Below are 20948 nucleotides of genomic sequence, written 5' to 3'. Positions count from 1 at the left end.
CGGAGGGGCGCCCCGGCGGCCCCGACCACCGGACCGGGTCGCCCCTCGCGGCACGCCGGCCCGGCTCCACCGCGAAACCCCGGCGGGAACGCGGCGCCGACCGGCATCCTGGTGCCATGAAACCCCGGCTCGCGCTCGCCCTCGTGGTGGGCTCCGCGCTCGTCCTGGTCGCGCTCGCCGCGCGCGGGACGTCGCCGGTGACCTACGCCGACCGCGGCGGTGACGTCGACGACGCCCCGTTGACGACGCCGCCCCCGTCCAGCCAGGAGCCGGTCGCCGACGTGGGCGGGTCCACCGCGGGCGGGTCCTTCCTGGTGCTCATGCTGGTGGTGGTCGCGGCCGCGGTCATCGGGCTCGTGGCGGTCGTGGTGTACGCGCTGGGCGAGCTGAGGCGCGGGCGGCGGTCCCGCGCCGGTCGGGGGGACGAGGTGCTCGACGACGTCGACGGGCGGGCGGCGGCGCCCGAGGTCCTCGTCCGCCGCGCCACCGAGGCCCTGGCCGAGCTGCGGGAACGCGGTGGCGGGCCGCCGGGTGACGCGGTGATCGCCGCCTGGTTGAAGCTGGAGCGGGCCGCCGAGGACAGCGGGCTGCCCAGGCAGGGCCACCAGACGTCCACCGAGTTCACCGGCGACCTGCTGACCCGCTACCGGGTCGACGAGGCGGCGACCGCCGCGCTCCGCCGCGCCTACCAGCGGGCCCGCTTCGGCTCCGCCGAGGTGACCCGGGACGACGCCCGCGCCGCGGCGGAGGCGCTGGAGGCGATCGTGCGGGGCCTGCGGTGACCGGGGAGCGCCCGGCCGGGTTCGCGGCGTCACCGCTGCTCGCACCGGGCAAGGCCGTCCCGCTGGCGGTCGCCGGGGCCGCCGTCACCGCGTTCGCCCTGTACCGCGCGGGCGCGCCGGTGCACTGGGCCGTGCTCCTCGCGCTGCCCGTCGGCGCGCTGGCGCTGCTCGTCGCGCGCCTGCCGCGGTCCACCGACGTGGTCTGGGCGCCACCGCCGGCCCAGGTCGCGGGCGGCACGTCCACCCAGGCGTCCACCCTGGCGGGCCGGCTCGCGGAGGCGGCGGTCGACCAGGACCGCTTCACCCGGCGCGTCCAGCCCCGCCTGCGCCGCCTCGCCGAGGCGCGCCTGCGCCAGCGGCACGGCGTGGCCGATCTCGACGACCCCCGGGCCCCGGACCTGCTCGGCCCCGAGCTGCACCGCCTCCTCACCGACCCGGCCGCGCCGCTGCCCGGCCCCGCGAAGCTCGCCGACCTGTTGGAGAACCTGTGACGACGCCGAACACCAGCACCATCGCCTCGGACACCAAGGCGGTCCTCGACGCCGTCGGCACGGTGGTCGTGGGTCGGGAGCGGTCGCTGCGGCTCGCGGTGGCCGCCGTCCTCGCGGGTGGCCACGTGCTGCTGGAGGACGTGCCCGGCCTGGGCAAGACGCTGATGGCCCGCAGCCTCGCCCAGGCCCTCCGGCTGGACTTCAAGCGCCTCCAGTGCACCCCCGACCTGCTGCCCGCGGACGTGACCGGCTCGTTCCTCTACGACCCGGGCACGCGCGAGTTCTCCTTCCGCGAGGGGCCGCTGTTCACCGGCCTGCTGCTCGCCGACGAGATCAACCGCACCCCGCCGAAGACCCAGTCCGCCCTGCTGGAGGCCATGCAGGAGCGCCAGGTCACGGTCGAGGGCCGCACCTTCCGGCTGCCCCGCCCGTTCCACGTGCTGGCCACCGCCAACCCGGTCGAGTACGAGGGCACCTACCCGCTGCCCGAGGCGCAGCTCGACCGCTTCCTGCTGCGCCTGGACATCGGCTACCCGCCGCGCGAGGAGGAGGTCGAGGTGCTGCGCCGCCGCCTGGCCCGCCGGCAGGAGGAGACCGAGGTGGAGCCGGTGCTGGACGCCGAGCGGCTGCTCGCCCTCCAGCGGGGCGTGGAGCGGGTCGCCGTGGACGACGACGTGCTCCGCTACTGCGTGGACCTGGCCGCGGCGACCCGCTCGCACAAGGCCGTCGAGGTCGGGGCGTCGCCGCGCGGCGCGCAGGCGCTGGTGCTGGTGGGCCGGGCGCTCGCGGTGCTCGACGGGCGGGACTTCGTGCTGCCCGAGGACGTCAAGGAGTGCGCGGTGCCGGCGCTGGCCCACCGGCTCACGCTGCGCCCGGAGACGTGGACGTCCGGCACCACCGGCGTCGAGGTCGTCACGGAGCTGCTGGGCCGGGTGCCGGGCCCCGCGAGCACCCGGTCGTGAACCGCGCGCAGCGGCTCAGGGAGGCGCTCACCGGCGGGCGCGGCGCCCGGTGGCACCCGACGGACGCCCTGGTGCGCGGGCTCGTGCTGGGCGTGGGCCTGGTCGTGCTCGGCGGGCTCCTGCACGAGGTCGAGCTGGTGCTGTTCGGCGCCCCGCTGCTGATCTCCACGCTGCTCGCCCTGGTCACGCCGGTCGGCGGCGAGCCGGAGGTCAGGGTCCGCGCCCTGCCGCGCACCGGCGAGGTCGGCACGGCCAGGTCCGCCGTGGAGGTGGACCCCGGCCTCGGCGCGGAGGTGCTGGCGATCCGGCTGCCGGTGGCCGGCGACGGCATCGGCCCGGTGCACCTGCTGCCCGCCTCGGCCCGCGAGATCGGGTTCGCGCTGCGCCGCGACGACTGGGGCGAGGGCGTCGACCTGCGCCCGGACCACCTGGTGGCGGGCCCGGACGCGCTGCTGGTGCACGGCCCGGTCACCGCGCCCGAGCGCGGCCGGATCATCCTGCCGCCGGTCGAGCCGCTGCCCGCCGGCCTGCTGCCCGCCCGCGCCGCCGGCCTCGTCGGCGCGCACCGGGCGCGGCGGCCGGGCGACTCGGTCGAGCTGCGGGACATCCGGGCGTTCCAGCCGGGCGACCGGCTCCGGCGGATCGACTGGCGGGTGTCGGTGCGCACCGGCGCCCTGCACGTCCGCGAGCACCACGCGGAGGCCGACGCGGACGTGGTGCTCGCCGTGGACACCAGGGTGGACCTGGGCGAGGACGTCGGCGACTGGTCGGCGGCGCTGCGCGACACCACGGCCCGGCGCGGCGGCAGCCTCGACCGGACGGTGCGGGCGGCGGCGTCGCTGGCGGCGGGCTACCTGCGCCAGGGCGACCGGGTGAGCCTGGTCGACCTGGCCCGGCCCCGGCTGGGCCTGCGGGCCGGCGTCGGGCAGCGGCAGCTCCTGCGGCTGCGCCACCAGCTCGTGGTGTGCGCGCGGTGGGCGGGCTGGGCGGCGCGGCCGGTGCTGCGGCCCGAGCAGGTGCCGCACGGCGCGCTGGTGGTGGTGCTGTCGACGTTCCTGGACGCCGACGTGGTGGAGCTGGCCGTGCACGCGGCCCGGCGCGGCAACCTCGTGCTGGCGGTGGACGTGCTGCCGGAGCGGTTGCTGGCCGATCGGGAGACGCCGTGGGGGGAGAGCGCGCTGAAGGTGATCCGGTTGGAGCACGACGTGCGGCTGGAGGCGATGCGGCAGCACGGGGTGGCCGTGGTGACGTGGGGCGGGCCGATCGCGGGGGTGCTGAGGCAGGCGCGCACGGCCCGGCGGGTGGCCCGGTGAGCGCGGTGGGCCCGGAGGACCCGGCGGGCACGGGGGGTGCGGGCGCGGGGAACGCAGGCACGGCGGGTGCGGGCGCGGGGAGCGCCGGCCTGGGGAGTGCGGGTGCGGGCGCGGGCGCGGGGAGCGCGGGCGTGGCGGACGGCGTGGCGGGGAACGGCGCCGTGGACCCCGCGCCGCGCTTCGAGCTGCGCGCGGGCCTGCCCGGCTGGGTGCTGCGGGCCGCCATCGCGGTCACCTGCGGCGCGGTGGCGGGGGTGCTCGCCGGCGTCGGCGTCGAGGCCCTGGCGCTGGTGCTCTACCTGGTCCTGGCGGTCACCGCCGCCGCGATCCCGGCGTCCGCCGCGGCGGCGCTGCTGATCGGCTACCCCGCCGCGGCCGTCGTGTTCGCGACCGACGGGGCGCCCTGGCCGGTGGTCCTCGCGCTGGTGGTCCTGCTGCACCTGGTGCACGTGCTGTGCGCCTACGCGGCGGTCGTCCCGCTAAAAGCACGCATTCACCCGGAAGCGCTAGCGGCGCCGGCCAAGCGGTTCGTTTTCGTTCAACTCTCCGTGTTCGCGCTGGCCGGCCTCGTCACCCTGTTGCCTGCCGGCCGAACGGAGGCACCCGTGGAGGTGATCGGCCTAGCAGGCGCGGTGGTCCTGGTGCTGGCGACGGTGCTCCTCCTGCGCCGGGGGAGCTGAGGAAACCGGCCCCCCGGCTCAGCGGTCGCTGAGCAACTGGATCGTTCCTCTCAGTGCGTTCACCGGGACGCGCTGGTCAGCGGAGGGGTGTCCGGCGTCACCCGGCGACAGTGGTCACAACGGGCTGCTCCGATGCGCGTGAACGGGCTGCCCGGTGCGACCATGGGTGTATGGCTGCTGTGAAGTCGCAACCCACACGGATCGTGATTGTCGGCGGTGGGTACGTCGGCATGTACACCGCGCTGGGATTGCAGAAGAAGCTGCGTTCCGGCGAGGCGTCCGTGACGGTGATCGACCCCCAGCCGCACATGACCTACCAGCCGTTCCTCCCCGAGGCGGCGGCCGGCTCGATCGAGCCGCGCCACGTGGTGGTGCCCCTGCGCAAGGTCCTCAAGCGCTGCCACGTCGTCACCGGCCGCGCCACCAAGGTCGAGCACGCCCGCAAGTGCGTGACGGTCGAGCTGGCCGACGGGCACGTCGAGGAGTTCGAGTACGACGTGCTGGTCTCGGCGCTCGGCGCGATCTCGCGGACCCTGCCGATCCCCGGCCTGCCCGAGGTCGGCATCGGCATGAAGACCATCGGCGAGGCCATCTACCTGCGCAACCACGTGCTGTCGCGGTTGGACCAGGCGGCCAGCACCAACGACCCGGAGCTGCGCAGGCGGCTGCTGAGCTTCGTGGTGATCGGCGGCGGCTTCGCGGGCATCGAGACGCTGGCGGAGCTGGAGGACATGGCCCGCTACGCGCTGCGCTACTACGAGGGCCTCAAGCCCGACGACATGCACTGGGTCCTGGTCGAGGCGACCAGCCGGATCATGCCCGAGGTGAGCGCCCGGCTCGGCGTCTGGACCGTCGAGCAGCTCGAGAAGCGCGGCATCAAGTGCTACCTCGACACCCGGGTCAAGTCGATGGAGGGCGGCCACGTCGTCCTGGACGACGGCACCGAGTTCGACTCGGACACGATCATCTGGACCGCGGGCATGAAGGCCAACCCGGTGCTGCGCAACACCGACCTGCCGCTGGACGCGCGCGGCCGGGTGCAGTGCACGGCGGCCATGCAGGTGGTCGGCCTGCCCGGTGTGTGGGCGGCGGGCGACTGCTCGGCCGTGCCGGACCTCTCGCGCACCGAGGAGGACCCGAGCGCGACCTGCGTGCCGAACGCGCAGCACGCCATCCGCCAGTCGAAGCTGCTGGCCAAGAACATCGTGGCGAGCCTGCGGGGCCGCAAGCCCAAGGACTACTACCACAAGTACGTGGGCTCGGTGGCCGGCCTCGGCCTCTACAAGGGCGTCGCGGACGTGTACGGCATGCGCTTCAAGGGCGTGATCGCCTGGTTCATGCACCGCAGCTACCACGTGATGTTCATGCCCACGGTGAACCGCAAGTTCCGCGTTTTCGTGGACTGGACGCAGGCGCTGTTCTCGGGTCGCGAGGTGGTCGCGCTGGGGCAGATCCACGACCCGAAGGCCGAGTTCGACCGGGCCGTGAAGAGCTGAAACGCGAACGGTCCTCGTCACGCTGCGCCGTTCGGCCGCCGCCTGACGGGGACCGTCTGGCTCAGCGCCGCAACTTGAGCACCCGATCAGGCTAATGCGGTCTCATCCGGCTTGACATTGCGTAACGTGAACCGAAGAATACAGCTGATGTATCGCCTGAATGTGTGATGCATCAGTGGGAGAGAGGTGACCGCGATGTCGCTCGAGGAGCTGGCCGCACAGCTTCGCCGCGGTGAGATCGAGGATCGCGCGCTGGCGGAGTTCTCCGCCGAGTACGCCACCGCGGAGAAGCGTTTCTGCAGCAAGAAGGACGACTGAGCATGACCGTCGCCGGGCGGGGGGACGAGAGGGTCCCCCCGCCCGAGTTCGTCGGAGCCGCGGCGCCCGAACCGCCCGCGCCCGCCTCGTCCGAGCACCCGCCGGGTGACCCCGCGCCGTTCGAGCCCGTGCCGTTCGACGGCGTGCCGTTCGACCCTCCGCCGTTCGACGCCGCGCCGTTCGATCCCGCGCCGCTCGCGACCCGCCCCTTCGGCGCCCCCGACCCCGGGCCCGCCACCCCGGCCAAGCCCGTCCCCCTGCTGCTCCAGGGCCAGGACTACCTCTTCCGCTCCCAGCCCAAGTGCCTGGACTTCCAGGAGCAGGTCCACCGCCTCGGCATGGTCGACGAGGGCGACGGCAGCCCCGTGCCCTGCGTGCTGGTGCTCGCCCGCGCCGCCGACATGGAGATGAACGAGCTGTCCGTCGCGCTGGCCGAGCGCGGCATCCGGATGGCCCGCATCGACGCCGACCGCTCGGTCGACCTGCCGCTCACCGTCTACACCGACCAGCCGCTGCTGGAGCTGGACCGCTGGCTGCTGCGCCCGCTCCTGGTGTGGCGCAGGCACTTCGAGCTGGCCTCGATCCCGGTCGAGCCGGGCACGCTCGCCGGCGCCTACGCCGTGGACCAGTGGGGCGCGGTCGCGAACTGGCTGGCCAGCCGGGGCGACTGGGCGCACGTCAACCCCAGCCGCGCCACCGCCCACCTCGACCGGCTCACGCAGCTGGCCGACGCCGCCGCGTTCGGCCTGCGCGTGCCGCGCACCACGGTCACCACCCGCCCCGGTCGCACCCGGCCGGGCGGCGGGCGCTGCATCGTCAAGACCTCGGGCCGCCACCTGCTGGAACCGCGCCCCGGCAAGCAGCACGGCCTGTTCCCGCGACCCCTGGAGACCAGCCGGGCGGGCGACGTGCCGGAGTCCGCGCCGGTGATCGTGCAGGAGTACGTGCCCGCCGAGACCGAGCTGCGCGTGTTCGTGGTGGGGGAAGGCTGCCTGGCCTTCCAGGTCGACAAGCTGGACCCGGCGCAGTTGTGGGTGGATCCTGGGGCGGTCCGGGTGACGCCCGTCGAGGTGCCGACCGGGTTGACCGACCGGCTGCTCGCGCTGGCCAGGCACTGGCGCCTGCAGGTGGCCGCGTTCGACCTGCTCGTCGCAGGCGGGGACCACGTGTTCCTCGAGGTCAACGTCAACTGCGACTGGCGGTGGTTCGAGCACCGCGCCGGGGACCACCGGGTGTCCGCGGCGGTGCACGAGTGGGTGGCGGCGCGGTTCAAGGAGCTCTTGGGTGCGGGCAAAGGTCGCTGAGCACGCGACGCTGTTCTACCAGGACGGCGCCGTGGTCTGGGACGACTACCTGCACCACCGGCGGTTCGCCATCAGCGAGACGGCGGAGCTGCTGTGCCGCAAGTTCGTCGAGTTCACCGACGTGGAGGAGCTGCTCGCCCCGCTGGCCGAGGAGGACCGCGCGGCGCTGCGCAAGGTCGTCGACGAGCTGGTCGAGGCGGGCGTGCTGGTGGTGGAGGGCTCGCCGCGGCACGAGCAGGAGCGCCGGCTGCTGGAGGGCTGGGGCGCCTGGGGCCAGGCGGCCAGGCACTTCCACTTCGCCAGCCGCACCCTCGGCGACGCGCCGTTCCTGGACGCCGACGAGCACGACGCCGCGCTGGACGCCAAGCTCGCGGTGCGCCCGCCGCCCGCGCCGTTCCGCAGCCTCGGCGGCACCGCCGTGCTCCTGCCGCCCCCTTCGGACGACCCGTCGTGGGGCAGGCGGCCCCTGCGCGACGTGCTGCTGGCCCGCCGCACCACCCGCGAGTTCGGCGACGCCCCGATGTCGGTGACCCGGGTCGCCGAGCTGCTGGCCGTGCTGGCCGGCCCGTCGCCCGCGCGCTCCCGGATCGGGCGCTCCGGCACGGTCTACAAGACCAGCCCGTCCGGCGGCGGCAGGCACCCGGTGGAGCTGTACGCGCACGCGCGCGGCGTCGACGGCCTGTCCCACGGCTGGTACCACTACAACGGCCTCACCCACGCCCTGGAGCCCCTCGGGGTGGCGTGGGGGCCGGACGAGATGGCCGAGGCGGCCGGTGACCAGGAGTGGGTCGGCCGCGCCCCGCTGGTCCTCGCGTACACCGGCGTGCTCGAGCGGACGAGTTGGCGCTACGACACGGCCCGCGCGTACCGCGTTGTGCAAATGGATGTGGGCCACCTGTCGCAAACCGCATATCTGGTTGCTACGGCTCTGGGTTTTGGTATCGGCTTCACCGCAGCATTGCGGGATGAGCTCGTCGAACAAGCACTTCGGTGTGACGCTTATCACGAAGTCGTACTCGGGATGAGCGCGTTGGGTCCATTACCTGAATGAGCGCAATAGCGGATCGCATTGAGCCGTGCGGGGGACTTCTATCGAACCTGCCCCACGAACGCTCGGTAACGGCTTAAGCTCCCCGCTGCCCCCGTAGCCCAATCGGAAGAGGCAGGCTCCTTAAAAGAGTCACAGTACGGGTTCGAATCCCGTCGGGGGCACGTCCTGCGCCGTTCGTGGTTTCACCCTCCTGCCGGGTGATCAAGGGCCTGGCGCGCGTGCGTGGGGGGACCCCGCCCCGGAGTCCCCCGCCCACGTCAGGACCGCCGGCCCACCCACCCGGTGACCACCTCGTCGAGCACGGCCAGCGGCAGCGGGCCGCCGCCCAGCAGCAGGTCGTGGAAGTCCCGGACGTCGAACCGGTCGCCCAGCGCCCGCTCGGCCGCCGACCGCAGCCGCTGGATCTCCAGCCGGCCCACCATGTACGCCAGCGCCTGGCCGGGCGCGGCGATGTACCGGTCGACCTCGCTCTCGATCTCCACGGGGGCCAGCGGCGTGTGCTCGACCAGGTAGTCGACCGCCCGCTGCCGGCTCCAGCCGTGCGCGTGCATCCCGGTGTCCACCACCAGCCGCCCGGCGCGCATCGAGTCCAGCGCCAGCATGCCCAGCCGCGCCACGTCCGAGGAGTACAGGCCCATCTCCTCGGCCAGCCGCTCGGTGTAGAGGCCCCAGCCCTCCGAGTAGGCGGTGACCTGGGCGTACCGGCGCAGGGCCGGCAGCTCGGTCAGGCCCTGGGCCAGGCTGAACTGGAAGTGGTGCCCCGGCACCGCCTCGTGGAACGCGGTGGCCTCGGACTGGTAGCGGAACCGCTCCCGGACCCGGTGGGTGTTGGCGAAGTACGTGCCGGGGCGCAGGCCGTCCAGCGACGGCGGCGCGTAGAACGCCATGGGCTGGCCGGGCGCGTCGGCCTCGGGCACCGGCTCGACCCGGCAGCGCCGCTCCGGCAGCCTGCCGAACCAGCGCGGCGCGGCCTCCTCGGCGCGGGCCACGGCCTCGCGGGCGGCGGTGAGCAGCTCGTCCGCCGAGTCCCAGCGCAGCGCCGGGTCGGTGCGCATCCGGTGGAACACCTCGGCCACGTCGGACGTGCCGAACACCCGCCGCCCCACCTCGGCGTACTCGTCGGCCAGCCCGGCGATCAGGTCCAGGCCGGTCCGGTGCAGCTCCTCGGGGGTGCGGGAGGTGGTGGTGTGGAAGCGGGCCAGCGCGGCGTAGACCTCCTCGCCGCCCGGCAGCGCGCCCACTCCGACCCGGTCGTCGGGCCGGCCCTCGATGCCCGCGACGACGTCCCGGTAGCGGGCGAACGCGGGCCGCACGACCTCGGCCAGCAGCCGGTCGCGCTCGGCGGTGAACGCCTCGCCGCCGGACGGCCTGGCCAGCGGGTCCTCGTCGGCGGCCAGGTAGCGGTCCAGGTGCGCCACGGCGTTGGCGACCAGGCGCCGGACCGGCGTGCGGCCCGCGCCGACGCCGTCCAGGTGCCGCTCGGCGACCGTGCGCAGGAACGCGGGGACGGCGGCGAGCCGGTCCAGGTAGGCCTGCTCGCCCCCGGGGCCGTTCGGGACGGTCATCGGCAGGACGGCCATGACCTCCCCGACCGCCCCCATGAACGTGTCGGTGATCGTGTACTCGACGCCGCGCGTGTCGATCCAGTCGATCAGCGCCTCGGCCTGCTGCGCGATCACGGCCCGGGTCACCGGGTCGTCGTCGTCGGGCAGCGCGCGGGCCCGCTCCGCGATCCCCGCGGCCTCCGCGCGCAGCGATCGCTCGACCTCGGGCCGGTGGTCGGGGAGCAGGTGGTCGTAACCGGGCACGCCGAGGACGGACGCGCCGACCGGTGAGTGCCGGAGAACCACGTCGAGCAGTTCGTCGGCCAACTCCGCCGTCGTACCCATGGACACCCTCCGCGTTCGTCGTTGAACCAGATGGTACTTAGCCTGAGAAACGATTTACACGGCGTCCAAATAGGTGAGCACCGCGCGCACCCGCCGGTTGTCGTCCCCCGACAACGGCAGGTCCAACTTGCCGAAGATGTTCGCGATGTGTTTGCCCACCGCTTTCTCGGTCACGAACAGCCGGGTGGCGATCGCGCCGTTCGAACGGCCCTCCGCCATCAGCGCGAGCACTTCCCGCTCGCGCGGCGTCAACGTGGCCAGCGGCCGGTCCCGCTCGCCGCGCACGAGCAGCTGGGTGATGACCTCCGGGTCCATCGCGGTGCCGCCCGCGGCCACCCGCCGGACCGCGTCCACGAACCGCCGCACGTCCGACACGCGGTCCTTGAGCAGGTAGCCCACGCCGCCCGCGCGGTCGGACAGCAGCTCCCGCGCGTACAGCTGCTCGACGTACTGCGACAGCACCAGCACCGGCAGGCCGGGCACCCGCGCGCGGGCCTCGATCGCGGCCCGCAGCCCCTCGTCGGTGAACGTCGGCGGCAGCCGCACGTCGACCACGGCCACGTCCGGCCGGTGGTCGAGCAGGGCCCGCAGCAGGTCGGGGCCGGAGTCGACCGCCTCGACGACGTCGAAGTCGTACGCCCGCAGGAGTCGGATCAGGCCGTCCCGGAGGAGGACGAGGTCTTCACCGAGGACAACGCGCACGGCAGCTCCATGGTCACGACGGTCGGCCCGCCCACCGGGCTCGCGACGCCGAGCGTGCCGTCGAAGGCGGCCAGCCTGCGCTCGATCCCGCGCAGGCCGCCACCGTCGACTGGCTCCGCCCCGCCCCGCCCATCGTCCCCGATCATGAGGGCGAGCGCGCCCCCCTCGTGCCGCACCCGCACCCACGCGCCGGTCGCGCCGCTGTGCTTGGCCGCGTTGGCCAGCGCCTCGGCCACCGCGAAGTAGGCGGCCGACTCCACCGGCGCCTCCGGCCGCCCGTCCAGCTCCAGGTCGACCGCCACCGGCAGCGGGTTGGCCAGCGCCAGCGCCCGCAGCGCGCCCTCCAGGCCCCGGTCGGCCAGCACCGGCGGGTGGATGCCGCGCACCAGGCCGCGCAGCTCGGCCAGCGCCAGCGACGACGACTCGCGCGCCTCCGCCAGCAGCGCCCTCGCGGCCTCCGGGTCCCGCGACATCAGCTCCTCGGCCAGGCCCAGGCTCATGCCCAGCGAGACCAGCCGCGCCTGCGCGCCGTCGTGCAGGTCGCGCTCGATCCGCCGCAGCTCGGCGGCCTGCGCGTCCACCGCGTCGGCCCGCGTGCCCGCCAGCACCCGGACCCGGTCGGTCAGCGCGGCGCGGGCGCTCGGCGCGAGCAGCCGGCGGACCGCGACGGCGTGCAGGCGCTCGGCCCGGGGCGTGGCCCACCAGGCCAGCGCCAGGAAGCCCAGGCCCAGCGCGGGCGCGAGCACGAAGTTCAGCGGCGTGTCGATGTCGACGAACGCGTACCGGACCTCCCGCGCGTGGTCCAGCCACGCCAGCGGGACGACGAACCCGAACGCGCCGAACAGCCACAGCGCGGTCGGCAGCACGCCGCAGGCGAGCCCGACCACCGCGTTGACCGGCAGGAACGCCAGGTCCCGCCACGTCGCCGGGTCGGTGGCGACGGTGCGCACGCGGGTCATCGGGCCCCGGTTGGCGGGCCGCCGGTACGGCGAGGGCACCTCGGCGCCCAGCACGCGCCCGGCCCAGCGGCGGTGGGCGTCGGCGTAGCGGCGGACCAGCGCGGTCAGCAGCAGCAGGAGCGGCACGCCGACGGTCACCAGGACCAGCGGGTAGGAGACCAGCAGCGGCGGGATCAGCGGCAGCCCCGCCAGGGCCGGCGGGACGCGGGCGAGCCCCAGGGACGCCCGCACCAGCCGCGCGCGGATCCGGCGCACCAGTTCGTGGTCCGTCATGGACCGCGATTCTCCCGGCCGGCCCCGCCTGCGTCGGTAGGTCTAACCCCCCGATCGCGGGGTCAGTCGTTCATCGCGGCCGGCATCCGCCGCAGCTGCTCCAGCAGGCCCGGGTCCTGGAGCTGCATCCACTGGATCACCTCGGTGTAGGTGGCGCACACCGTCTCCGGCCGCGCGCACACCTCCCGCATGAACTCCTCCACGGCCCGGCTGAACGCGCCGCCGGCCCACTCGTTGAAGTGGTTGCCCACCACCACCGGCGCGCGGTTGCCGTTGAACGCCGCCTGGTAGACCGAGCGGTAGGTGTCCAGCACGACCTGCTTGAAGTCGTCGGCCCGCGCCGGCTCCTCCTCGGCGCCGTTGAGCGCGTACCAGAGGTTGTAGTCCATCATCACGACCTGCCGGCCCAGGGCGGGCACGCGCACCTCCGGCATGGGGAACTCCCACAGCCCGTCCCGCACCGACGGCCACACCACGCCCAGGCTCACGTGGCTGGTGTCGTAGACCAGGCCGTGGCCCTTCATCGCCGGGAACGCCTGGCCCCAGTCGCCCTCCAGGCACGGCGTGCGGCCGCCGCGCACGGTGGCCGGGTCGAGCTGGAAGCCCTTCTCCCGCGCCCGCTCGACGACGGCGAAGAACTGGTCCAGCTCCCGGTCCCACTGCTCGGTGGTCCACCGGCCCACGCTGGGCTCGTCGCCCTGGCAGTAGTGGCCGTTGTAGTGGGTGCCGAGCTCGTGGCCCGCGGCGAGGGCGTCGTTGAGGTAGTCGATCCGCAGCTCCACGTCCGCGCGGCTGCCGCCGAACCCGATCGAGGAGTACCCGGGCAGGTGACCCGGCCCGGTGTAGCTCGCCCCGTCCTGGTCGGCGATCAGGTACACGCCCGACAGCAGGCCGGTGACGTGCGCGTTCACCTCCCGGCTCAGCGGCATGATCCGGTCCCAGTGCGGCTTGGACGCGGCGCCGTCGAAGGAGAAGAGCACGAACTGGGGCGGCTTCTCGCCGGGCTGCACGCGGCGCATCCACGCGGGCGGGTTCGCGGGCATCGGCACGGTCGGCGGCGGTGCGGCGGCGGCGCTGCTGCCGGTGGTCGCGCGGGGCGCCATCGGCAGGGGGGAGGCCAGGTCGCCCACGTCGTCGGTGGGCCCGGGATCCCGGGCGCCCATCACGGCCAGGACCGCCAGGGTGAGCGCCAGCGCGACGCCCGTGCTCGCCAAGCCCCATCGCCTCACACCCACCAGGACGACCGGGCGTAGCCGGAGGTTGCCTTTACGTCACCGGTGTGGCGGTGACCACCTGGTTCTCCTCGTAGCCGGTGTCGCCGCCGACCCACCGGCCGCCGCAGGTCACCAGCACCAGGCGGTGGCCGCCGCGCGGGCCGAACAGCTCGACCGCGCGGTTCGGCAGGTCGTCCTTGCGGACCGCCTCGACCGCGCCGACCCGGTACTCGAACGCCTTGCCCGCGGTGTCGACCACGGTGACGGCCTGGCCGACCGACGCCCGCCACAGCTCGTCGAACGGGCCGGTGGCGCCGCGCCAGTTCACGTGCCCGGCCAGCACGGTGGCGCCCTCGGCCGCGCCCAGCTCGACGCCCCACCAGGTCGCCTCGCCGACGCCCTCGGGCACCGGCAGCACGCCGTCGGCGGAGACCTCGGCGCGGACCAGGGTGGCCAGGCCGCCCCGCGGCAGCTTGACCGTGCCGGGTCGCTGCCCGGCCGGCGCGGGTGGCGGGGTGGTCGCGGTGGTGGTCGTGGCGGGTGGTGACGGGGGCGGCGGCGACGCGGGCGCGTTCGCCCCGGCGGGCATCCCGGCCGGGAGCCGGCCGTCCCGCGCGCTGTCGCCCAGCGGGTGCGGCACGCCCGCCTCGGCCGGTTCGGCGAGGCCCGCCAGCACGACGGGCTCGCCGCGGGTCGCGACGAGCGCGGCGGAGGCGAGCAGGGCCGCCACCGCCGCGCCGGTCAGGAGTGCGTCAGCCAGCGGACCTCTCACGAGCGCGCGGTCGCCCTCCGCCGGACCAGCAGGCCCACCAGGGCCGCGCCGAGCAGCGCCACGCCGCCGAAGCCGACGAGCGCGCCCGTCCGGGGCTCGGACGTGTACGACGCCTTGGCCACCAGCTCGCCGGAGCCCGCCGGGATGGTGATGGGCACGATCGGCTTGTTCGGCTTGTTGGTCAGCGCGAGCGCCAGGGTCTGCCCCGGTTCGACCTTCCCGCACGCCCTGGGCGGCGCGTTCGGGTCGAAGTGCTCCTCGTAGCCCTTGGCCGGCGCCACCTCGACGACGCAGATCTCCTGCGGCGTGCGCAGGTCGGGCACGGTGGCCAGGCCGTCGGCGCCGGTCTGGAGCACGATCGGCTGCCCCTCGGGGCCGGTGAGGTCGGTGTCGTCCTGCCGCTTGGCGGGCGTCTTGCCGTCCGCCGCGGTGACCTTGAGCGCGGTGCCCGCGACGGCCTTGCCGGTCTCCTCGTCGGTCTTGGCCACCTGGACCGCGCCCGGCGGGGTCTTGGCGGTGGCGGACGCGGTGGCGGTCAGCTCCTGCTCGCCGCCCGTGGCGACGACGCGCTGCATGTCGTTGCGCCCCTCGGGCACGCGCACCTTCGGCTGCGCGGCCGGGCTCGCCAGCTTCACCGTGACGGTCGGGTTCGGGCCGGTCGGCACGACCTCGACGCCGAGCGCGCTGCCGTCGGTCGGCGTGCTCAGCTTCCCGTTGGCGGAGCCGTCCTTCAGCGTCGCGTCGGTCAGCTCCAGGGTCACCGGGAGGCCGGTGACCTGGCCGCCGCCGGTCTTGTTGACGTCCACGAGCCAGGTGCCGGCGGTGCCGATGAACTGCTCCTTGTCCGGCGCGGTCACCTTGGTCGTCCACGGGCCGCGGTTGGCCTCGGCGTCGGCGCGGAGCCGGTCGACCGCCTCGCGCGCGGCCGGGAACTTCCGGGCCAGCTCGTCGGCGTGGAACGCCTCGTCGTAGGCGACCGCGGTGAAGCCGACGTCCTTGCTCAGGTGCACGCCGTTCGCGGGGTCCGGGTAGGAGGTCCACGCGTGCAGCAGGTGCGCCAGCGCGGCGGCCTCGTCGTTCGACGTGGTGTTGCCGTAGCGCAGCAGGAGGTAGGAGATGTTCGCCGCGACCTCGGCGGACAGCGGCACGCCGCCCTTGGACCGCAGCACGTCGCCGTCGACGTACTTCTGGTCGCTGCGCGGCGCGTACAGCGAGTACTGCACGCACCACACGCGTTGGCCGTCCCAGTCGTAGGCCCCGAGCCAGTCGGTGTTGTCCGGGTCGGCGGGGTCCTTGCCCACGTAGCCCTGGGCGGCGGTCGCGTGCCCGATGGTCCGGGACGCCTGGACGGGCTGGGCGTCCGCCACGACGGGAACGGCGAACGCGGCCAGGCCGGCGGTCAGCGCCACGCCGGCGAGTCGTCTCAACATAGTCGTCTGCAACCCCTCTTGGTGGCGCGTCCGCATGATCTGCACGAGCTGCCGGGAGCAGCCTTTCGGGTGTTGGATCACCTCGGCAAGCCCCCAGCGGGGTGGAGCGGCGGCTACCCTCCGCAGGCGGGCCGTGGATCCTGGATCGACGGCCCGGGTAAAGTCGCTTTTACCCGACGGGAACGAATCGACTCGTGTGGTCGTTGGACCCCGTGACGGCGTAGGAACGCCACAGGAGGACGAGGTGCGTACCAGCAGCAACCCCGCGTTCCGCAACCTGCCGACAGGCGGCGGTTACGGCAATTACGCAGGCTTCGGGCAGCCGCACGAGGCACAGCAGTACGGCGGCTACCAGGGCGCGCCGCCCACCACGGGTGAGCGCCCCATCACCATCGACGACGTGGTCACCAAGACCGCGATGACGCTCGGCCTGACCCTGGTCACCGGCTTCATCTCGGCGTTCCTGGTCCTGTCCGGCTCCGTCGCGCCGATGACGCTGGTGCTGCCGGGCCTGATCGTCGGCCTGGTCGTGTCGTTGGTCATCATCTTCAAGCGCACCCCGAGCGCGCCGCTGGTGCTGACCTACGCGGCGGCCGAGGGCTTGTTCCTCGGCGGCATCACGGGTGTCTTCGAGGCGATCTTCCCCGGTATCGCCTGGCAGGCGATCCTGGGCACGTTCGGCGTCTTCGCCGCGATGCTCGTGGTCTACAAGACCGGTGCGATCCGCGTCACCCCGCGCCTGACCAAGTGGATCATCGGCGCGACCGTCGGCGTGGTCGTGCTCATGCTCGGCAACCTGCTGATGAGCCTGTTCGGCGTGAACCTGGGCCTGCGCGACGGCAGCCCCCTGGCGATCGTGTTCAGCCTCGTCGTGATCGGCATCGCCGCGTTCAGCTTCCTGCTGGACTTCGAGGCCGCCAACGAGATGATCCGCTCCGGCGTCCCGGCCAAGTGGGCCTGGTGGGCCGCCTTCGGCCTGATGACCACGCTGGTCTGGCTCTACCTGGAGATCCTCCGCCTGCTCTCCTACTTCCAGAGCGGCGACTGACCCACCGCACCACGAGGGGCGCCCAGGCCACCGGCCAGGGCGCCCCTCGCCTTGTTCCCAGCGTGTCATGCACCCAGACCTCGCGTGTCATGCACCCAGCCCCGGCGAGTCGTACGCCCAGACCTCGTGAGTCGTACGTCCAGACCCCGCGAGTCGTACGTTCGGACCGCGCGAGTCGTACGTCCAGACCTCGCGAGCCGTACGTCCAGACCGCGCGAGTCGTACGCCCGGGACCCCCGAGTTCACCGCCCAGGGGTCCCGGCACCCCGCTCAGCTCAGCCGCTCGATCACCATCGCCATGCCCTGGCCGCCGCCCACGCACATGGTCTCCAGCCCGAACTGCTTGTCGTGGAACTGGAGCGAGTTGATCAGCGTCGTGGTGATCCGGGCCCCGGTCATGCCGAACGGGTGCCCGACCGCGATCGCCCCGCCGTTGACGTTGAGCTTGTCGAGGTCGATGCCCAGGTCGCGGTAGGACGGGATGACCTGCGCGGCGAACGCCTCGTTGATCTCGACCAGGTCGATGTCCCCGATCGACATCCCGGCCAGCGCCAGCGCCCGCCGGGACGCCTCCACCGGCCCGAGCCCCATGATCTCGGGGGACAGGCCCGACACGCCGGTGGACACCACGCGCGCCAGCGGCGTGATCCCCAGCTCCTTCGCCTTGGTGTCGCTCATGATCACCAGCGCCGCCGCGCCGTCGTTCAGCGGGCAGCAGTTGCCGGCGGTCACCCGGCCGTCCGGGCGGAACACCGGCTTGAGCCCGGCCACGCCCTCCAGCGTCACGCCCGCGCGCGGCCCGTCGTCGGCCGACACCACGGTGCCGTCCGGCAGCGTGACCGGGGTGATCTCGCGGGCCCAGAAGCCGTCGGCGATGGCCTTCTCGGCGAGGTTCTGCGACCGCACGCCGAACTCGTCCATCTCCTCCCGCGTCACGCCCTTGACCAGCGCCAGGTTCTCCGCCGTCTGCCCCATGGCGACGTAGATGTCGGGCAGCGCGCCCGACGAGCGCGGGTCCACCCACTCCGCCGCGCCGGACGCGGCCACGGCGGCCGTGCGCGCCTCGGCGTCGGCGAACAGCGGGTTGTGGGTGTCCGGCCACGAGTCGGAGGAGCCGCGCGCGAAGCTGGACACCGTCTCCACGCCCGCGCTGATGAACACGTCGCCCTCGCCCGCCTTGATGGCGTGCAGCGCCATCCGCGTCGTCTGGAGGCTGGACGCGCAGTACCTGGTGACCGTCGTGCCCGGCAGCTCGTCGTGCCCGGCCAGCACGGCCACCACGCGCGCCATGTTGAAGCCCTGCTCACCGCCCGGCAGGCCGCAGCCGAGCATGAGGTCGTCGATGTCGCGGGGGTCGAGCTGCGGCACCTTCGCCAGCGCGGCCCCCAGCACCTGCACGGTGAGGTCGTCGGCGCGCACGTCCTTGAGCGATCCCTTGCCCGCGCGCCCGATGGGGGACCGGGCGGCGGAGACGATCACGGCTTCCGGCATTACGGAACTCCTTTGTTTCGCCGCAACGTGTGACGTGCAGCCTAGTTAACGCTTGTTCAGCGCGGCCACCACTCGTGACGGAGAACGCCGCCCGGCGGGTACGGCGGGCCGCCCCTCGTTCACGCCCGCGCCTGCCGGCGCCGCCATATACGCTCAGCAGGTCATCCCAAGAAGTGGAAGGGCCGTCGTGGAGTACGTCGAGAGCGTCGTCGACCTGGTCGGCAACACCCCACTGGTGAAGTTGAACTCCGTCACCGAAGGGCTCCAGCCGCTCGTGCTGGCGAAGGTGGAGTACCTCAACCCCGGCGGCAGCGTGAAGGACCGCATCGCGCTGCGCATGGTCGAGGCGGCCGAGCGCAGCGGCGAGCTCAAGCCCGGCGGCACGATCGTCGAGCCCACCTCCGGCAACACCGGCGTCGGCCTGGCGCTCGTGGCCCAGCGCAAGGGCTACAAGTGCGTCTTCGTGTGCCCGGACAAGGTCTCGGTGGACAAGCGCAACGTCCTCAAGGCCTACGGCGCCGAGGTCGTGGTGTGCCCGACCGCCGTGCCGCCCGAGCACCCCGACTCCTACTACAACGTCTCCGACCGGCTCGTCGCCGAGATCCCCGGCGCGTGGAAGCCCAACCAGTACGCCAACCCGGAGAACCCGGCCAGCCACTACCACGGCACCGGTCCCGAGCTGTGGCGGCAGACCGGCGGCCGGATCACGCACTTCGTCGCGGGCGTCGGCACCGGCGGCACGATCTCCGGCACCGGCCGGTACCTCAAGGAGGTCTCGGAGGGGCGCGTGAAGATCATCGGCGCGGACCCCGAGGGCTCGGTCTACTCCGGCGGCACCGGCCGGCCGTACCTGGTGGAGGGCGTGGGCGAGGACTTCTGGCCCGAGGCCTACGACCGGGACGTCTGCGACGAGATCATCGCGGTGTCCGACGGCGAGTCGTTCGAGCTGACCCGGCGGCTGGCCCGCGAGGAGGGCCTGCTGGTCGGCGGGTCGTGCGGGATGGCCGTCGCGGCGGCGCTGCGCGTGGCGGAGAAGGCCGGCCCGGACGACGTGGTCGTGGTGCTGCTGCCCGACGGCGGGCGCGGCTACCTGTCCAGCGTGTTCAACGACAAGTGGATGGCGCAGTACGGCTTCCTGTCGCCGGACGCCGCCGGCGCGACCGTCGGGGACGTGCTGCGGCGCAAGGACGGCACCATGCCCGACCTGGTGCACGGCCACCCCAACGAGACCGTCGCCGAGGCCGTGGCGATCATGCGCGAGTACGGCGTGTCCCAGATGCCCGTGGTCAACGCCGAGCCGCCGGTGATGGCCGCCGAGGTCGCGGGCGCGGTCAACGAGCGGGACCTGCTCGACGCGCTGTTCACCGGCAAGGCGCAGCTCACCGACCGGCTCGACAGGCACATGTCGACCAAGCTGCCGACCATCGGCGCGGGCGAGTCGATCGGCTCGGTCATGCAGGCGCTGTCCTCGGCGGACGGCGCGCTGGTGCTGGAGGACGGCAAGCCCGCCGGCGTGGTGACGCGGCAGGACGTGCTGGGCTTCCTCGCAGGTCGTTAACCGGGCACGTTGACCGGTTGCCGGTGGCCGGCGCGGGGCGATCCGCTAGCGTGGGCCACCGACTCGATACGCGTACGGCCCGTGCCAAGGGGGTTGGAAACTCCGATGAACGCTCCACAGCCGCCAGGAAACCAGCAGTTCGGCGGTCAAAACCAGGAGCAGGGACAGGGTGCCCAACCCCCCGGCGCCGACGCGACCCAGGTCGTGCCGAGCGGCGGTCAGCCCCCTGCGTTCCCCCCTTCCGAGGCGACCCAGGTCGTCCCGTCGTCCGGCGCGCAGCCCGCGGCCAACCCCGACGCCACGCAGGTCGTGACGCCGGGCGCCACCGCGCAGCCGCCGTCGTACGGCCAGCCCCCGGCGTACGGGCAGCCGCCGTCGGCGTCCGGCGGCTTCCCGGCGCAGCAGCCGCCGTCGGCCTCCGGCGGGTTCCCGGCGCAGCAGCCGCCCCCGTACGGGCAGCAGCCGCAGTACGGGCAGCAGCAGTACGGCCAGCAGCCGCAGCCCTACGGCCAGCCCCCGGCGTACGGGCAGCAGCCCGGCTACGGCCAGCAGCAGTCCAACCCGTACGGCCAGCAGCCCGGGTACGCCCAGCAGCCCGGCTACGGCCAGCCCCCGGCGTACGGCCAGCCCGCCGGCTACCCGGCGCCCGCGGGTGGTTACGCGGAGTGGGGCAGCCGCGCGGTCGGCGCGCTGATCGACTACGTCGCGCCCGCCCTCGCGGTCGGCGTCCTCGCCGGCATCGGCGCGGCCACCGGCGACCCGACGCTGGCGTTCATCCTCTCGACCGTCGGCTACGTGGCCTACCTCGGGTTCATGATCTACAACTCGTGGTACCTGGCCGGCACCACCGGCCAGTCGATGGGCAAGAAGGTCGCCAAGGTCAAGCTGGTCAAGGAGGAGACGGGGCAGCCGATCGGCTTCGGCAACGCCTTCGTCCGCCACCTGTGCCACTTCGTGGACTCGCTGCCGTGCTACGCGGGCTGGTTCGCGCCCCTGTGGGAGGCGAAGAAGCAGACGTGGGCCGACAAGATCCTCGGCACCGTCGTGGTGAACGCGCCGGCCACCGCCGCGCCGGGCGGGTACCCGGGCGCGGGCGGCTACGGCCAGCAGCAGCAGCCCTACGGCCAGCAGCCCGGTTACGGCCAGCCGCAGCAGCAGAACCCTTACGGTCAGCAGCCGCCGCAGCAGTGGTGACCGGGTCGTCCACCCCCGCTT

Annotated in this window: 19 protein-coding genes and 1 tRNA gene; 13 read left to right on the top strand and 7 right to left on the bottom strand. The window is 73.9% G+C overall.

Annotated features, from left to right (window positions below):
- Positions 1 to 116 precede the first annotated feature (116 nt).
- From ACFV4N_RS14720 to ACFV4N_RS14675, 10 genes are all read left to right on the top strand, one after another.
- Positions 117 to 782, top strand: coding sequence for a DUF4129 domain-containing protein (locus ACFV4N_RS14720; protein ID WP_499673032.1), 666 nt, complete (start codon positions 117 to 119; stop codon positions 780 to 782).
- Positions 779 to 1273, top strand: coding sequence for a hypothetical protein (locus ACFV4N_RS14715; protein WP_499673031.1), 495 nt, complete (start codon positions 779 to 781; stop codon positions 1271 to 1273). The genes ACFV4N_RS14720 and ACFV4N_RS14715 overlap by 4 nt, the downstream gene beginning before the upstream one ends.
- Entirely contained in the window at positions 1270 to 2235 is a 966-nt protein-coding gene (locus tag ACFV4N_RS14710) for an AAA family ATPase (protein WP_499673030.1), read from the top strand. Before ACFV4N_RS14715 ends, ACFV4N_RS14710 begins: the two co-directional genes overlap by 4 nt.
- Positions 2232 to 3548, top strand: a complete 1317-nt coding sequence (locus ACFV4N_RS14705; RefSeq protein WP_499673029.1) for a DUF58 domain-containing protein — start codon at positions 2232 to 2234, stop codon at positions 3546 to 3548. The genes ACFV4N_RS14710 and ACFV4N_RS14705 overlap by 4 nt, the downstream gene beginning before the upstream one ends.
- On the top strand, positions 3545 to 4228 hold the full coding sequence (locus ACFV4N_RS14700) for a hypothetical protein (protein WP_499673028.1): 684 nt from the start codon (positions 3545 to 3547) through the stop codon (positions 4226 to 4228). The genes ACFV4N_RS14705 and ACFV4N_RS14700 overlap by 4 nt, the downstream gene beginning before the upstream one ends.
- A gap of 170 nt (positions 4229 to 4398) precedes the next feature.
- Complete coding sequence (locus ACFV4N_RS14695) at positions 4399 to 5724, top strand: NAD(P)/FAD-dependent oxidoreductase (protein WP_499673027.1); 1326 nt, start codon at positions 4399 to 4401, stop codon at positions 5722 to 5724.
- A 195-nt stretch (positions 5725 to 5919) separates the two neighbouring features.
- Positions 5920 to 6042, top strand: coding sequence for a hypothetical protein (locus tag ACFV4N_RS14690; protein ID WP_344033734.1), 123 nt, complete (start codon positions 5920 to 5922; stop codon positions 6040 to 6042).
- A gap of 2 nt (positions 6043 to 6044) precedes the next feature.
- Entirely contained in the window at positions 6045 to 7346 is a 1302-nt protein-coding gene (locus tag ACFV4N_RS14685; protein WP_499673026.1) for an ATP-grasp domain-containing protein, read from the top strand.
- Entirely contained in the window at positions 7327 to 8397 is a 1071-nt protein-coding gene (locus ACFV4N_RS14680) for a SagB/ThcOx family dehydrogenase (protein WP_499673025.1), read from the top strand. The genes ACFV4N_RS14685 and ACFV4N_RS14680 overlap by 20 nt, the downstream gene beginning before the upstream one ends.
- A gap of 87 nt (positions 8398 to 8484) precedes the next feature.
- Positions 8485 to 8558 (top strand) — tRNA-Leu (locus ACFV4N_RS14675).
- A 96-nt stretch (positions 8559 to 8654) separates the two neighbouring features.
- Here ACFV4N_RS14675 and ACFV4N_RS14670 read toward each other — a convergent pair.
- The 6 genes from ACFV4N_RS14670 to ACFV4N_RS14645 all read right to left on the bottom strand — a co-directional run bounded on the left by ACFV4N_RS14670 (position 8655) and on the right by ACFV4N_RS14645 (position 15636).
- Positions 8655 to 10286: a DUF885 domain-containing protein gene (locus tag ACFV4N_RS14670; protein ID WP_499673024.1), complete on the bottom strand. Its 1632-nt coding sequence runs from the start codon at positions 10284 to 10286 to the stop codon at positions 8655 to 8657.
- A 54-nt stretch (positions 10287 to 10340) separates the two neighbouring features.
- On the bottom strand, positions 10341 to 10988 hold the full coding sequence (locus tag ACFV4N_RS14665; protein ID WP_499673023.1) for a LuxR C-terminal-related transcriptional regulator: 648 nt from the start codon (positions 10986 to 10988) through the stop codon (positions 10341 to 10343).
- A complete protein-coding gene (locus ACFV4N_RS14660) occupies positions 10940 to 12220 on the bottom strand; it encodes a sensor histidine kinase (protein WP_499673022.1) in 1281 nt (426 codons plus the stop codon). Before ACFV4N_RS14660 ends, ACFV4N_RS14665 begins: the two co-directional genes overlap by 49 nt.
- A 62-nt stretch (positions 12221 to 12282) precedes the next feature.
- A complete protein-coding gene (locus ACFV4N_RS14655; RefSeq protein ID WP_499673021.1) occupies positions 12283 to 13449 on the bottom strand; it encodes a polysaccharide deacetylase family protein in 1167 nt (388 codons plus the stop codon).
- A gap of 37 nt (positions 13450 to 13486) precedes the next feature.
- Complete coding sequence (locus tag ACFV4N_RS14650; protein ID WP_499673020.1) at positions 13487 to 14206, bottom strand: class F sortase; 720 nt, start codon at positions 14204 to 14206, stop codon at positions 13487 to 13489.
- The gene (locus tag ACFV4N_RS14645) at positions 14203 to 15636 is read right to left on the bottom strand and encodes an MSCRAMM family protein (protein ID WP_499673019.1); all 1434 of its coding nucleotides are present in this window, start codon (positions 15634 to 15636) and stop codon (positions 14203 to 14205) included. Before ACFV4N_RS14645 ends, ACFV4N_RS14650 begins: the two co-directional genes overlap by 4 nt.
- A 244-nt stretch (positions 15637 to 15880) precedes the next feature.
- Between ACFV4N_RS14645 and ACFV4N_RS14640 the strand changes: the two genes are divergently transcribed.
- The gene (locus ACFV4N_RS14640; RefSeq protein ID WP_499673018.1) at positions 15881 to 16684 is read left to right on the top strand and encodes a Bax inhibitor-1/YccA family protein; all 804 of its coding nucleotides are present in this window, start codon (positions 15881 to 15883) and stop codon (positions 16682 to 16684) included.
- A 270-nt stretch (positions 16685 to 16954) separates the two neighbouring features.
- On the opposite strand, the gene ACFV4N_RS14635 is transcribed toward ACFV4N_RS14640, so the two are convergent.
- Positions 16955 to 18175: an acetyl-CoA C-acetyltransferase gene (locus ACFV4N_RS14635; protein WP_499673017.1), complete on the bottom strand. Its 1221-nt coding sequence runs from the start codon at positions 18173 to 18175 to the stop codon at positions 16955 to 16957.
- Between the two features lie 187 nt (positions 18176 to 18362).
- Between ACFV4N_RS14635 and ACFV4N_RS14630 the strand changes: the two genes are divergently transcribed.
- Entirely contained in the window at positions 18363 to 19733 is a 1371-nt protein-coding gene (locus tag ACFV4N_RS14630) for a cystathionine beta-synthase (RefSeq protein WP_499673016.1), read from the top strand.
- A 105-nt stretch (positions 19734 to 19838) separates the two neighbouring features.
- On the top strand, positions 19839 to 20927 hold the full coding sequence (locus ACFV4N_RS14625; RefSeq protein ID WP_499673015.1) for an RDD family protein: 1089 nt from the start codon (positions 19839 to 19841) through the stop codon (positions 20925 to 20927).
- Positions 20928 to 20948: the final 21 nt, after the last annotated feature.

This window comes from Actinosynnema sp. NPDC059797, from assembly GCF_042732085.1.
Lineage (GTDB): Bacteria > Actinomycetota > Actinomycetes > Mycobacteriales > Pseudonocardiaceae > Actinosynnema.
Note: the sequence above shows the minus strand (reverse complement) of the source record. Positions and strands in the feature narration are given on the sequence as shown.

Coding starts and splice junctions, on each gene's coding strand:
- ACFV4N_RS14720 (WP_499673032.1), top strand. CDS start 117: ATGAAACCCCGGCTCGCGCTCGCCCTCGTGGTGGGCTCCGCGCTCGTC.
- ACFV4N_RS14695 (WP_499673027.1), top strand. CDS start 4,399: ATGGCTGCTGTGAAGTCGCAACCCACACGGATCGTGATTGTCGGCGGT.
- ACFV4N_RS14690 (WP_344033734.1), top strand. CDS start 5,920: ATGTCGCTCGAGGAGCTGGCCGCACAGCTTCGCCGCGGTGAGATCGAG.
- ACFV4N_RS14685 (WP_499673026.1), top strand. CDS start 6,045: ATGACCGTCGCCGGGCGGGGGGACGAGAGGGTCCCCCCGCCCGAGTTC.
- ACFV4N_RS14670 (WP_499673024.1), bottom strand. CDS start 10,286: ATGGGTACGACGGCGGAGTTGGCCGACGAACTGCTCGACGTGGTTCTC.
- ACFV4N_RS14660 (WP_499673022.1), bottom strand. CDS start 12,220: ATGACGGACCACGAACTGGTGCGCCGGATCCGCGCGCGGCTGGTGCGG.
- ACFV4N_RS14645 (WP_499673019.1), bottom strand. CDS start 15,636: ATGTTGAGACGACTCGCCGGCGTGGCGCTGACCGCCGGCCTGGCCGCG.
- ACFV4N_RS14635 (WP_499673017.1), bottom strand. CDS start 18,175: ATGCCGGAAGCCGTGATCGTCTCCGCCGCCCGGTCCCCCATCGGGCGC.
- ACFV4N_RS14625 (WP_499673015.1), top strand. CDS start 19,839: ATGAACGCTCCACAGCCGCCAGGAAACCAGCAGTTCGGCGGTCAAAAC.